Genomic DNA, 13048 nt, shown 5'->3' with positions numbered 1-13048 from the left:
TTGGCCAATCCTTGTATTGTGGGCATTGTGAGGCGGATTTACAAGTTATTGAAATCCCATTCTGCCACCCTATCTTTTCGAGTCGGCAGCGGCGTGGGCCGCTTGTATCAACCGTCCGGAAGGAGGACTCGAACATGTTGTATCGCAGCCTGTTTCCCCGCGACCCCTTCGCGGAACTCGATCGCCTGCAACGCGAGCTGCAGCAGGCCTTCGATCTGTCGCCCAGCATCCGCGGCCTGACCCGCGGTTTCCCGGCCATGAACGTGGGCGGCACGCCCAGGTCGGTGGAAATCTATGCCTTCGTGCCCGGCGTGGACCCCAATGCCCTGGATGTGCAGATCGAGAAGGGCGTGCTCACCTTGAGCGGCGAGCGCAAGCCGGAAGAAGTGCCGGAAAAGGCCACCGTGCACATCGACGAGCGCTTCGCCGGCCGTTTCCGCCGCGTGGTGAGCCTGCCCGACGACATCGACGCCAACAATGTCACCGCGCGCTACCGCGACGGCGTGCTGCACATCAGCGTGGCCCGCAAGGAGGCCGCTCAACCCCGTCGCATCGCCATTCAGTAATGGAGAATCCATCATGAGCGAAAACACCCAAGTCGCCGAAACCCGCCGCGAGGATGCGGCCCTGCTGCCCCCGGTGGACGTGATCGAGGATGCCAACGGCATCACCCTCTATGCCGACATGCCCGGTGTAGCCAAGGACCGGCTGCGCCTGCAGGTGGAGGCCGACAGCCTCACGCTGGAAGGCGAGGTGAGCCTGGATACGCCGGAGGGCATGGAAGCCAGTCATGCCGAGGTGAATCTGCCGCGTTACCGTCGCGTATTCACCCTCTCCAAGGAACTGGACAGCGAAAAGGTGACCGCCGAGTTCAAACATGGGGTGCTCAAGCTGCGCATTCCCAAGGCCGAACACGCGCAGCCGCGCAAGATCGCCATCCAGGTGGCCTGATCACCCCGGCCGCCCCCCGGCGGCCGGCATCTCACGCAAGGCGAAAGGAGAAGCGCATGAAACTGGAAAATCTGAAGGAGAGCATGGGTTCGTTCTGGGGCAACCTGGCCGAAGGTTGGCGCCATCTCTGGCATTCCGCCGCCGGGGCCCTCCCAGGTGGATGACGACACCCGGCTGCCCGGCCGCAGCTGGGCGGCGATGTATTTCGAGGATGGCCAGCGTCTCATCGTGCGCCTGGAAGTGCCCGGGCTGGAAAAACGGATACGGATAACGGATAGGAAATCCAATCGGCCCTGAGGGTCCAGCCTGGCCTAAGCGTGAGATAGTCGAGCCTGGATGTGAGATCAAGGCCCGGAAACATGGCGGAGCGACCTCGCGCGACGCTCGTTGCAGGGCGAAGCGGCGTGCTTGAGCAGGCTCGGGGTCATGCCGGACGGCGGCAAGACGAAGGCGCTCGGCACCGTCTCGCGCACGAGACGGCGGCTACCAGCCGATGCGCTGATCGAACGCGAAGTCAGGCTCGGGCTGCTGGAGGAGGTCCCAGTCCGGCATCGGCTCGGGCGCCTCGCCCAGGCGGACGGTCTGCGGGTGGGCGAGATCGGGGGTGGACGCGGCGGCTCACCGAGATGGGTGAGAATCCGCTCGACGGGCGTGGCCTCGGTGATGAAGGCGATGATGCGCATGTCCGCGCCGCAGTTGGGACAGACCAGCGGCAGCGACTCGAACAGCCGCGCCGGCAGCATGGCCCAGAGATAGCGTGCTGGGGAGCGAGCGTTCGGCGCCGGGGCGGGCGACGGTTTGGCGACCTCATCGCGGGCACTCGGATCGTCGGCCGCAGCGCTCCCCAGCCTGCGGTGCTGCTCGCGCATCTCCGCCTCTTGGCGCTGGGAACAAGCCTTCGCGTACGATTTTGTCCGAATTCTGCGGTGCCCCGCACCCGGTCGCTCGCGTTCGAACCTGAGACCCGTTCTTAAAGGGATTGAGACAGCAAAAGCGGCAAAAAGTGTACGCTTTGGTAGCATCCTGCGCTTTTTCGCACACATAAAATCCTCCCCGTCTATCTGGGGCAGGAAAACGGAAAGGTCCGAAACCGGATGAGGGCAAGTGATTTATTTGATTGATGGTTCTACAGCCATGCCATTACCCATAACTGGAGTTGACATGGCGTTGAGCTTCAAGAGCGAGCACGAAGTCGGCCGCCCGCTGCAACCCGATCCACAGCGTTTTGGGACCGGGGAAGCCATCGCCGGTGCGATTGAGAAATCCGCCCAAGGAGGCCACGAGTCGGACCTAGAGTGTCGAGCGAGGGCGGTGTCTCGGGAGGCGGACGACGTTGGGTGACGAGGTAGACGGCTTTCCATTCGGCCTCGTCGAAGACGTTGTCGCAGGGCATATCAGGACAGGTACGCCCGAGGTGGGTGAGAAACAGCACGCGCCAGGCGATGATGAGGTAGAAGGCGATGGCCGGCTCCAAGCGTTCGCGCTTCTGGAGCTGAAGCTGTTGGATCCGACAGCCACTGTTGAGCACCTTGAAGAAGACTTCAATCTGCCGGCGACAGGGGTACCATTGCCGTTTTTCCAGTGCCTGCTCGGGCGTCTCGACGGCCAGGTTGGTGATCAACAACCAGTTGAGCGCCTCGACATCGGGCGGGGATTGATCTCGGTGGCCAACAGCGCGCTGACCGTGACCTCGGCCAGGGTGCGTCCGTCGGTCAGGCGCCGATCGTGATGGTGGCCGCGAATCAGCCAATCGGCGCCCTGCTCGGGACAGGGCGCTTCGACGAACAGATCGTACAGATCGCCCTCCCGATCGGCGACGTCGGCCAGACGCGTGTCGGTGAGCGTCTCGGCCAGCGCATTGACACGGGCGAAACCCTCGACCCAACGCACGCTTTCCTTCTCTTCCAGCGGGCGGCGTCCGTCTTTCTCCTGACCCAGACTCCCCGGCTCACGCACCCAGGTGTGCACCCCCAACAGCCCCAGCGGCAGGCGATCCGGCGTCACCGCCAGCGTCGGATGCAGATACATCCCCAGGCGCGTCTCATGGTTCAGCGGCCCCAGCCCCTCGATGCCCGGCTGGGTGGTGTAATCCAGTTCCGAGGTATCCTCCAGACACAACACCCGCGGGTAGGCGCGCAGACGCTCCTCGGTACAGGCGATGTGCGGGGCCAACACGCGCTCGGCGCTCACCCGCTCCTGACGCAACAACCGATAGACCGCGCGCGTCTCCTTCCGGCCGCCACAGGCCGCCGGAATACTGGCTGTGGGCTTCGCCCCCAGCGTCTCCAGCACCTGCCGCGCCCGGCGGTTCAGGCGCTGATCGCCCAAGTCAATGGTCTCCAATTCGGCCGCCAACGCTGGCATGTCAACCTCATTCGCGCTGTCTTCAAACCCACCTCTATCTCACCGTCAAGCGCCTGGAATGTCCAGTTTGCTCAACGACCAGGCAAAACGTGTGCAAATCATGGGCGAGATATGGGTAATGCTATGATGCGGCGTTGCTTGAACATGGGTTGGACGGCGCCGGTGAAGCGCTGCGCATTCTCGTCAATGAAGCGGCCAAGATCGAGCGAAGCGAGTTTCTCGGCGCCAAGCCCTACGAGCGAACAGCGAGTCGGCGCGATGACGCCAAATCAATTGGCGACGGTTTCTCGAAAGCCTTCCGGCCCGTGGCTTGCGGGGGGTGAAGCTGAGCATTGCCGACGACCACGCCGGACTCAAGGCGGCCCGCCGGGCGGTGTTGCCCGCGGTGCCCTGGCAGCGCTGCCGGTTCTACCGGCAATAGAATGCCGGTCACTTCGTTACGCGCCGGGAGGCGAAAAAAACGGTGGCCGCCCAGATGCGCGCCATCTTTAATGCGCCGGATAGAACCGAGGCCGATCGACTATGGCGGGAGGCGCTTACCCAATGGCGTAAAGACCATCCCAAGCTCGTCCAGTGGGCCGAGGCAGCGATCCCGGACAGTCTCACTGTGTTCGACTTTCCCGCTGAGCACCGCGTGCGGCTGCGCACCACCAACGGTTTGGAGCGGATCAATCGGGAACTGAGACGCCGTACCCGGGTGGCCGGCATCTTCCCGAACCCCGAGTCTTGCCTGCGCCTGGTCTCGGCTCTGCTCGCCGAACCGGACGACGAGTGGATGACCGGCAAGGTCTATCTCAACCTCAACCCGTAACCCCGGCGTCATGACACCCGCCACGAAAATTTACAGAAAAGAGGTTGCACAATCCGACAAAAAAGGCCGATCTGGAAAGCCGCAACGTGCTGTTCATGGAGGATGGTGCAAGCAACTACCTGAAAAGCTGTTTGCAAAGATCTCCGGGTCAACTACCCCCGCCTGAAGGCGGGGGCTTGTGAGGCGACTCGCAAGCCGGGTTGACCAGGGACAGCGGTGAACATCCGCTCCGTTTGCAACAGGTCGCTGAGACCCACTCCGGGATGCTTCCTATTGCGGTCGGCATCCCGGTCCAGTTGCGCACGGCGGTGAGCAGGAATCCGGCGATCACCGCTGCGAGATAGCCGAACAGCATCTCGTGCGCGTGCCAGGCGGTGCCGGCGAGATGGCCCGGCTGGGGCCAGAGACCGCTGAGGATCGCCAGCCAGACAGCGACGGAGAGGACCGCCGACAGACCGGCGGCGAGAAAGAAGGGACGGAACCCGAGCGCGAGTACGGGGGCGGCGTTGAGACAGGGGCGGTGAGGGTCATGCGAATCCGGGGCCGGTTGGCGGTTGCAGCGAAGCTTGAATGCAGGCTAACGACCGTGCTGTCTGCGGGCCTTGATGCGGGTCAAGCGACGAGCGGCTTACGACCGGGTCGAGTCGGCTACAGCCAGAATTCAGGATAGCGCCGGGCGGCGGGGAGATTGTTGAACAGCAGCGCCGCGACCAGCAGCACCAGTGGTCCCAGCGTGGCCGGGAACAGCACGAAGAGATAGCCCATGGCATGCACCTGATCGGAGCCGATGACGGCGATGAGCGCGGTCGCCCCGCCCGGCGGGTGCAGGGTGCGGGTCAGGTGCATCAGGGCGATGGCGGTGGCGACCGCGACCGACTGCGCCAGCCAGGGTTCGCCGCCCAGCCACTGCCAGCAGGTCACGCCCACCAGCGCCGAGATGACATGCCCGCCGATGAGATTGCGCGGCTGGGCCAGCGGGCTGCGCACCGCGCCGAAGACCAGCACCGCCGAGGCGCCGAGCGAGCCGATGGTGAACGTCAGATCGGTCCCGGCGAAGAACCACTGATTGATCCAGGCGACGGCGGCCATCCCCAGGAAGGCACCCATCCACGACCAGAGCACCTCCGGCCGGCTGACGCGGGGCGGGCTGCCATGGAGGCTGCCGCGCATCTTGCTCAAATAGCTCCTCAAACCCATGACCGGCGATCCGGGTGATAGGCGCTCAGAAAGACCTTGCGCAGAAGCAACCCCGCCAGACGCCCATCGGCCGAAATCACCGGCATGGCGCGGCCGGGATGGCCGGCGAAGGCGGCAAGCAACTCGCGCAGTCCGGCGTCCAGCGGCACGCTCACCACGGGCGAGGTCATGAACTCGCCGACCGGGCGATGGTGCTGTTCCGACTTGATGCACGAATCATCCATGATCACCCGTGCCAGCAGGCCAAGAAAGGTCTCGGCCCCAAGCCAGCGCAGCACATCGGTCTCGGTCAGGATGCCAAGCACACGCCGCTGCCCGTCCACCACCGGCAGCGATTTCAACCCCTGATGCACGAAGCTGGGGATGGCCTCGACGAGCGGGATCTCGGGCGTCAGCGGACTGACCTCGCGGCGCATCAGCCGTCCGGCAGTGATCCCGCTGAACAGCCGGTCGATCGCGTGACGATGGGCCAGACGGTAGACGGCGCGGAAATCCATGGTGGTGATGTCGAGATAGCCGGGGATCTCGTGCATCGCCTCCAGGATATCATCGTCGGTGAGATCGATCTCGGCGGGGTTGTCCTGAGCGGACGGCGGATCCGACGAATCGCGGGACGGGCGCTGGGTCATGGCCAAAATCCTCCACGGCGATGGGTTCGCCGGTTGGCTCATTGCACCCGAGCACGGCGTTTGACGCCTTGATGCAGGTCAAGTCCAGGGGGCACGTCATCACACGGGACGCAACACAGGCAGAGCGGGCCGAGATCGCGGCGGGCCTGACAGTGCCTCACCGTCAGGAGTTCAGAGGAGTTGGCTGAGATGTGCGGGCTTTCGGCCGCCCGCAGAAATCTCCGGAAAGCACTGTATCGACTCAGACGTTGAACCGGAAGTGGATGACGTCCCCATCCTGGACGACGTACTCCTTGCCTTCCGAGCGCAGCTTGCCGGCCTCCTTGGCGCCCTGCTCGCCTTTGCAGGCGACGAAGTCCTCGTAGCCGATCACCTCGGCGCGGATGAAGCCGCGCTCGAAGTCGGAGTGGATGACGCCGGCCGCCTGCGGCGCCTTGGACTGCTTGGGGATGGTCCAGGCGCGCACCTCCTTGGGTCCGGCGGTGAAATAGGTCTCCAGACCCAGCAGCCGATAACCGGCCCGCACCACCCGGTTCAGCCCCGGTTCCTCCAGCCCGAGATCGGCCAGGAACTCATCGCGCGCCTCATCGTCGAGTTCCAGGATCTCGGCCTCGATCGCCGCACACACCGGCACCACCACCGCGCCTTCGCTCTCGGCCAGCGCCCGCACCTGGTCGAGCAGCGGGTTGTTCTCGAACCCGTCCTCGGACACATTGGCGATATACATGGTCGGCTTGGCCGTCAGCAGGAACAGATCGCGCAGTTCGGCCTGCTCGTCCTCGTCCAGACCCAACGAACGCACCGGCTTGCCGGCATCGAGCTGAGCCTGTGCACGCTCCAGGATCTCCTTGCGCTTGAGGATCTGCTTGTCGCCGGTCTTGGCCGTGCGCTGCGCCCGGTCGAGCGCCTTGCTCACGCTTTCCAGATCGGCCAGCGCCAGCTCGGTATTGATGACCTCGATGTCGCCGAGCGGATCGACCTTACCGGCGACATGGATCACGTCATCGTTCTCGAAGCAGCGCACCACATGGGCGATGGCATCGGTCTCGCGGATGTTGGCCAGGAACTTGTTGCCCAGCCCCTCGCCCTTCGAGGCGCCCGCCACCAGTCCGGCGATGTCGACGAACTGCATCGAGGTCGGCAGCACCTTCTGCGGCTTGGTGATGGCGGCGATGACATCGAGCCTGGGGTCGGGCAACGGCACCACACCGACATTCGGATCGATGGTGCAGAAAGGATAGTTCTCGGCCGCGATGGCCGCCTTGGTCAGGGCATTGAAGAGGGTCGACTTGCCGACGTTGGGCAGGCCGACGATGCCGCATTTGAATCCCATGTGATTTGAACCGCGTTGTGATCGAGAAAAGAGTGAGTGAAAAGTCAGGCAGCCCCTCAAACCGGACCCGAGGCGCCGCCGATCGATGATTCAATCCCGGCGCGGCTCGACCGGATCGCGATTGTAGCGATCCTCGAAGCGCACGATGTCGTCCTCGCCCAGATAGCTGCCGGACTGCACCTCGATGAGTTCGAGCGGGATGAGGCCCGGATTTTCGAGCCGATGTGTGACCCCGACCGGGATATAGGTCGACTGGTTCTCGGTGAGCAGGAACGTCTTGTCGTCACAGGTCACGCGCGCGGTGCCTGAGACGACGATCCAGTGTTCGGCGCGATGATGATGCATCTGCAGCGACAGCGACTCGCCCGGCTTCACGGTCAGGCGCTTGACCTGATAGCGCGAACCCTGATCGATCGATTCATAGGCGCCCCAGGGCCGATGCACGCGCTGGTGATGGATGTACTCCTCGCGCTGCTGACGCTGGAGGAACTGGGTGACGGCCTTGACGTCCTGCGCCGCCTCCTTGGTCGCGATCAGCACCGCGTCCGGGGTCTCGACCACGATCAGGTTGTCCACACCGATGGCCGCCACCATCCGATGCTTGGCCACCAGCAGATTGTCGTGGGCATTGTGCACGAATGCATCGCCATCGAGCACGTTGCCGCTGGCGTCCTGCTCGCGCACCGCCCACAGCGCCGACCAGGCGCCGACGTCCGACCAGCCGACGTTGAGCGGGATCACGATCGCCGGCGGCAGATCACCGCCCTCCCGGTCTCGAACCGTGCGCGCCAGCGGCTCCATGACCGCATAGTCGATCGAATCGCTCGGACAGGCGGCGAACAGCTCGGCGTCGAGACGGAGGAAATCGCCATCGCTCGCGGCGCTCTCGAACGCGCGGGTCACGGCCTGCGCGATGTCGGGCCGGAAGCGCTCGATGAGCGTCAGCCACACCGAGGCGCGCAGCACGAACAGACCGCTGTTCCACAGATACTCGCCCGAGGCCAGATAACCTTGGGCGGTCTCGGTATCGGGTTTCTCGACGAAGCCGTCGAGCGCATAGGCCGGCCCGATCAGATCGGTTCGATCGAGCGCCGCCCCCTGACGGATATAGCCATAGCCGGTCTCGGGCGCGCTCGGCACGATACCGAAGGTGACGACCGCCCCGTCACGCGCCAGTGCATGGGCATCGGCCACGGCGGAGCGGAATCCCGGCTCGTCGCGGATGTTGTGATCGGCCGGCATCACCAGCATCACCGGATCTTCGTCCGACTGCCCGGCGACGAGTGCAGCCAGCGTCAGGGCCGGCGCGGTATTGCGTCCCTTGGGTTCGAGCACGATGGCGGCGGCCCGTCGTCCCATCAGCCGCAGCTGCTCGGCGACCAGGAAGCGATGGGCGTCGTTGCAGACCACCAGCGGATCGCGCACGGCGATGGCCTGGCGCGGATGCTCCTCGGCCAGACCGTCGAGCCGGCCGACCGTTTCCTGCAGCATGGTATGCTGACTGGTGAGCGGCAGGAACTGCTTGGGATAGGCTTCACGCGAGAGCGGCCAGAGTCGCGTGCCGGATCCACCGGAGAGAATGACGGGTTGTAAAGGCATCGCGACAGGCTCCATTCTGAGATTACGAGAAACAAGGGTGTGAATTAAACCGCGTCCGGCGCGGGATGTGTAGACCATCGACAGAACAGACCATGACAGCCGAACCGAACCACATCGCCCGTCTGCTGCGCGACACCGCCGCGACCGCCATCCTGCCCAACTGGCAGGGCATCGCCGCCCGGCACAAGTCCGACGGCAGCTTCGTCACCGAGTCCGATCCGGCGGCCCAGCGCCATCTGACCGAGGCATTGGCGCACGATTTCCCCGGCATCCCGCTGCTCGGCGAGGAGATGACGCGCGCCGAGCAGGAGCGGATGCTCCGGAACGCCGACAGCGCCCTGTGGGTCGTCGACCCGCTGGACGGCACCAGCAACTATGCCGCCGGCTTCCCTGCCTTCTCGATCTCGCTGGCGCTGATCGAGGGCGGCCGGCCCGTGCTCGGTGCCATCCTCGACCCGGTGCGTGACGAGTGCTTCGTCGCCGCCCGAGGCCGGGGAGCCTGGCTGAACGACCGGCCGATCCGCCCTTTCGCGCCGAGTCGATCGATCCGCGACTGTCTGGCAATGGTCGATCTCAAGCGGCTTCCACCCGAACTACTGCAAGCCGTTACCCGTCACACCTGCTTCGGCTCACAGCGCTACCTCGGTTCGGTGGCGCTCGAATGGTGCTGGCTGGCGGCCGGACGTTTTCAGCTCTATCTGCATGGCGGCCAGAAGCTGTGGGACTATGCCGCCGGACGCCTGATCGCCGATGAGGCCGGCGCGGCGGCCTTGCATCTGATCCCGGACAGTCTCGAACCCGGCACCGAGATCACCCTGGAACCCCGGCTGGCCATCGCCGCCGCCAATGCCGAACTCCTGCGCGCCTGGAGCGACTGTCTCGAACTGGCGGTCGATGTCGGTTAGCGCAGCACAGCCCGTAGCCGCATGAGGATGCGGTCGGCGGCTTCGACCGCGAAGTCCTCGTAGATCATCGCCTGTTCGAGTCGCTTGCCGAGCACCTCGACGTCCGGGTTGTCGAAGGTGCGGGTCAGGTCGAGCGTTTGCCGATGGGCCTTGGGTTCGCCGCCGGGTCCGATGACCTCGAAGTCGACCAGATAGTGCAGCTCATAGGCGAGCGTCTTGCCGTTCAGGTCGACCGCCGCCACCCGCTCGGAGCGCCGCTCGGACAGGATGCGTAGCGTCAGCCGGGCCTCGGACGGATTCGAGGTCAGAGCCACCTGACTACCCGCGAGTAGGTCGCGCATGGCCCGCTCGACCGCCGACCCCGGCGGCGCCTGGATCAGCATCGGGTTGTAGTCGGCCGGGATCTCCAGGCTGCCGCGCAGCCGGAAGCCGCAACCGGCCTGAAGCACCAACACCAGCGCCAGCAGCCCCAGCAGAACAGTTCGCGTTTGCCGCATATCCTCGAACCTCGACAGGGATCGGATGACTCGGACGACGAGACTCAGATGACGAGGTTCAGCAGCTTGCCGGGCACCAGGATCGCCTTGCGGATCGGTTTGCCGTCGATGAACTTGGCGATCTGCTCGTTATCCAGTGCGGCGGCTTGAACCGTCGCCCGATCGGCGTCGGCAGGCACCTTGACGCTGCCGCGCACCTTGCCGTTGACCTGGACCACATAGTCGAGACTGTCCTGCTTGAGCGCGTCCTCGTCGACCTGCGGCCAGTCGGCATTCAGGATGTCGTCGCCGAAGCCCAGCTCGCGCCACAGATGATGGGTCACATGGGGCGCGATGGGCGCGAGCAGTCGCAGCACGATGCCGACGCCCTCGCGGATCACCGCCGCCCGCGCGGTCGAGGATTCCAGCCGGTAGAGCGTATTGACCATGGTCATGCAGCCCGAGACCACGGTGTTGAACTGCTGGCGCTCGTAGTCGTAGAGCGCCTTCTTGAGCGCGCCGTGGATCTCGCGACGGGCGGTCTGGGCCGGTTCGTCCAGCTCTCCCAACGTGGACGCGGCACGGATCGCCTCGGCTTCACCGACCGCTAGAGCCCAGAGCCGACGGATGAAGCGGAACGCCCCCTCGACCCCTTCGTCGTTCCATTCGAGCGACTGGTCCGGCGGCGAGGTGAACATGGTGTAGAGCCGCACCGTGTCGGCACCGTAGCGCTCGGTCAGCGCCTGCGGGTCGACGCCGTTGTTCTTGGATTTGGACATCTTCTCGATGCCGCCGAACCGGACCGGCTGACCGTCGGACTTGAGCCGGCCGCCGATCAGCTTGCCCTTCTGGTCGCGCTCGACCTCCACGTCCGCCGGGTTGAACCACTGCTTGCGACCCTCGGCGTCCTCGCGATACCAGGTCTCGGCGACCACCATGCCCTGAGTGAGCAGGTTGGTGAAGGGTTCGTCACAGTCGACCAGCCCCTCGTCGCGCATCAGCTTGTGGAAGAAGCGCGCATAGAGCAGGTGCAGGATGGCGTGCTCGATGCCGCCGATGTACTGATCGACCGGCAGCCAGTAGCGGGCGCGCTCGTCGAGCATGGCCGTGTCGCAGTCGGGCGAGCAGTAGCGCGCGTAGTACCAGCTCGACTCGAAGAAGGTGTCGAAGGTGTCGGTCTCGCGCGTCTCGTCGCCGGCGAGCTGGTAGAACTCGGGCATCTTCTTGAGCGGCGAGCCGGAACCGTCGACGACGACGTCCTCGGGCAGTCGCACCGGAAGATCGGTCTCGGGACGGATGCCGCCGTCCGCCGTCTGCACCATCGGGATCGGACAGCCCCAGTAGCGCTGACGCGAGACGCCCCAGTCGCGCAGTCGGAAGTTGATGGTCTTGCTACCCTTGCCGCGCTCGGCGAGCCAGTCGGCGATGGCGTCGAAGGCTTGCTCCGAGGTCAGGCCATCGAAGGGGCCGGAGTCGAAGAGCACGCCCTTCTCGGTGTAGGCCGCCTGCTCAATGCCGCACGGACTGCCGTCGGCCGAGCGAATGACCGCCTTCTTGGCGATGCCGTAGCGCTCGGCGAACTCCCAGTCGCGCTGATCGTGCGCCGGCACCGCCATCACCGCACCTGTGCCATAGCCCATGAGCACGAAGTTGGCGGCATAGATGGGCACGGACTCGCCGGTGATCGGATGGATGGCGTCGAGACCGAGCGGATGGCCCTTCTTCTCCATCGTTTCCAGTTCGGCCTCGGAGGTGCCACCCTTGCGACATTCGTCGATGAAGGCGGCGAGAGCCGGATTATTCTCCGCCGCACGGTGTGCGAGCGGATGCTCGGCGGCCACCGCGACATAGGTCACGCCCATGACGGTATCGGGTCGCGTGGTGTAGATGCCGAGCGTCTCGTCGCTCCCGGCCACGCCGAACTCCATGTGCACGCCCTCGGAGCGCCCGATCCAGTTGCGCTGCATGGTGCGCACCCGCTCCGGCCAGCCGTCCAGCCCGTCGAGCGCGTCCAGCAGTTCCTGCGCATAGTCGGTGATACGCACCGACCACTGTTCGATCTCGCGCTTCTCGACCAGCGCCCCCGAGCGCCAGCCGCGTCCGTCGATGACCTGCTCGTTGGCCAGCACCGTCTGATCGATGGGATCCCAGTTGACCGTCGCCTTGGCGCGATAGGCCAGCCCCTTCTCCACCATGCGCGTGAACAGCCACTGCTCCCAGCGGTAATAGTCCGGATCGCAGGTCGCCAGCTCGCGCTCCCAGTCGTAGCCGAAGCCCAGGCTCTTGAGCTGGCCCTTCATGTATTCGATGTTGGAGCGCGTCCACTGCGAGGGCGGGATGCCGTGCTGGATGGCGGCGTTCTCGGCCGGCAGACCGAAGGCGTCCCAGCCCATCGGCTGGAGCACGTTCTTGCCGAGCATCCGCTGATAGCGCGCGATCACATCCCCGATGGTGTAGTTGCGCACATGGCCCATGTGCAGCCGACCCGAGGGATAGGGGAACATGGAGAGACAGTAGAACTTCTCGCGGGACGGATCCTCGACGGCCTTGAAGGAGCGATGCTCTTCCCAATAGCCTTGGGCCGCCGCCTCGATGGCGCGCGGATCATAGTCGGTCTGCATGGGTGCTGATGGTCCTGACGAAAGAGTGAAGGCTCGAAACGAAGGTTGGAATCTCGGACGCAGAGTGCGCCGCCGATTCGATCGTGCAAGGATACCGCATGGGCTTTTGCTATCCTAATTCCGAGCACGCCGACATTCCTCAAGCCAACGAAGAGCGACGCC

Annotated in this window: 15 protein-coding genes and 1 pseudogene; 7 read left to right on the top strand and 9 right to left on the bottom strand. The window is 65.0% G+C overall.

Annotated elements, in window-relative coordinates; all coding sequences use genetic code 11:
• Positions 1-134: 134 nt before the first annotated feature.
• The 4 genes from Atep_RS05400 to Atep_RS05385 all read left to right on the top strand — a co-directional run bounded on the left by Atep_RS05400 (position 135) and on the right by Atep_RS05385 (position 1707).
• Positions 135-566: an Hsp20/alpha crystallin family protein gene (locus Atep_RS05400; RefSeq protein ID WP_236786524.1), complete on the top strand. Its 432-nt coding sequence runs from the start codon at positions 135-137 to the stop codon at positions 564-566.
• A 13-nt stretch (positions 567-579) separates the two neighbouring features.
• Positions 580-951: an Hsp20/alpha crystallin family protein gene (locus tag Atep_RS05395; RefSeq protein ID WP_213380613.1), complete on the top strand. Its 372-nt coding sequence runs from the start codon at positions 580-582 to the stop codon at positions 949-951.
• A gap of 156 nt (positions 952-1107) precedes the next feature.
• A complete protein-coding gene (locus Atep_RS05390) occupies positions 1108-1248 on the top strand; it encodes a hypothetical protein (protein WP_213380612.1) in 141 nt (46 codons plus the stop codon).
• 111 nt (positions 1249-1359) lie between these two features.
• The gene (locus Atep_RS05385; protein ID WP_213380611.1) at positions 1360-1707 is read left to right on the top strand and encodes a hypothetical protein; all 348 of its coding nucleotides are present in this window, start codon (positions 1360-1362) and stop codon (positions 1705-1707) included.
• A 384-nt stretch (positions 1708-2091) separates the two neighbouring features.
• Here Atep_RS05385 and Atep_RS16875 read toward each other — a convergent pair whose 3' ends face one another.
• Positions 2092-2232, bottom strand: coding sequence for an IS4 family transposase (locus Atep_RS16875; RefSeq protein WP_272876308.1), 141 nt, complete (start codon positions 2230-2232; stop codon positions 2092-2094).
• A gap of 336 nt (positions 2233-2568) precedes the next feature.
• The gene (locus Atep_RS16530; RefSeq protein ID WP_236786521.1) at positions 2569-3315 is read right to left on the bottom strand and encodes an IS4/Tn5 family transposase DNA-binding protein; all 747 of its coding nucleotides are present in this window, start codon (positions 3313-3315) and stop codon (positions 2569-2571) included.
• A 134-nt stretch (positions 3316-3449) separates the two neighbouring features.
• On the opposite strand from Atep_RS16530, the gene Atep_RS17230 reads away from it, so the two are divergent.
• Positions 3450-3638 (top strand): hypothetical protein, encoded by a 189-nt coding sequence (locus Atep_RS17230; RefSeq protein ID WP_473697694.1) that lies wholly within the window; start codon positions 3450-3452, stop codon positions 3636-3638.
• Positions 3581-4126, top strand: a pseudogene (locus Atep_RS05375) (IS256 family transposase); the annotation flags it as partial. The gene Atep_RS17230 and the pseudogene Atep_RS05375, both read left to right, overlap by 58 nt.
• Positions 4127-4274: 148 nt before the next feature.
• Here Atep_RS05375 and Atep_RS16525 read toward each other — a convergent pair.
• From Atep_RS16525 to Atep_RS05350, 5 genes are all read right to left on the bottom strand, one after another.
• Positions 4275-4580, bottom strand: coding sequence for an NnrS family protein (locus tag Atep_RS16525; protein ID WP_236786667.1), 306 nt, complete (start codon positions 4578-4580; stop codon positions 4275-4277).
• A 194-nt stretch (positions 4581-4774) separates the two neighbouring features.
• On the bottom strand, positions 4775-5296 hold the full coding sequence (locus tag Atep_RS05365; RefSeq protein WP_236786519.1) for an HPP family protein: 522 nt from the start codon (positions 5294-5296) through the stop codon (positions 4775-4777).
• A 17-nt stretch (positions 5297-5313) separates the two neighbouring features.
• Positions 5314-5952 (bottom strand): CBS domain-containing protein, encoded by a 639-nt coding sequence (locus tag Atep_RS05360; protein WP_213380609.1) that lies wholly within the window; start codon positions 5950-5952, stop codon positions 5314-5316.
• A gap of 241 nt (positions 5953-6193) precedes the next feature.
• Positions 6194-7285, bottom strand: a complete 1092-nt coding sequence (gene ychF, locus Atep_RS05355; RefSeq protein ID WP_213380607.1) for a redox-regulated ATPase YchF — start codon at positions 7283-7285, stop codon at positions 6194-6196.
• A gap of 90 nt (positions 7286-7375) precedes the next feature.
• Entirely contained in the window at positions 7376-8884 is a 1509-nt protein-coding gene (locus Atep_RS05350) for a mannose-1-phosphate guanylyltransferase/mannose-6-phosphate isomerase (RefSeq protein ID WP_213380606.1), read from the bottom strand.
• A 92-nt stretch (positions 8885-8976) separates the two neighbouring features.
• Between Atep_RS05350 and Atep_RS05345 the strand changes: the two genes are divergently transcribed.
• Complete coding sequence (locus tag Atep_RS05345) at positions 8977-9789, top strand: inositol monophosphatase family protein (RefSeq protein WP_213380605.1); 813 nt, start codon at positions 8977-8979, stop codon at positions 9787-9789.
• Here Atep_RS05345 and Atep_RS05340 read toward each other — a convergent pair.
• A complete protein-coding gene (locus Atep_RS05340; RefSeq protein WP_213380604.1) occupies positions 9786-10286 on the bottom strand; it encodes an LPS-assembly lipoprotein LptE in 501 nt (166 codons plus the stop codon). The two genes, Atep_RS05345 and Atep_RS05340, sit on opposite strands and share 4 nt — an antisense overlap.
• 44 nt (positions 10287-10330) lie before the next feature.
• Positions 10331-12886, bottom strand: a complete 2556-nt coding sequence (gene leuS / locus Atep_RS05335; protein ID WP_213380602.1) for a leucine--tRNA ligase — start codon at positions 12884-12886, stop codon at positions 10331-10333.
• Positions 12887-13048: the final 162 nt, after the last annotated feature.

This window comes from Allochromatium tepidum (assembly GCF_018409545.1).
In the GTDB taxonomy this organism is placed as follows: Bacteria; Pseudomonadota; Gammaproteobacteria; order Chromatiales; family Chromatiaceae; genus Thermochromatium; species Thermochromatium tepidum_A.
This window is presented reverse-complemented; position numbering and strand designations above follow the sequence as displayed.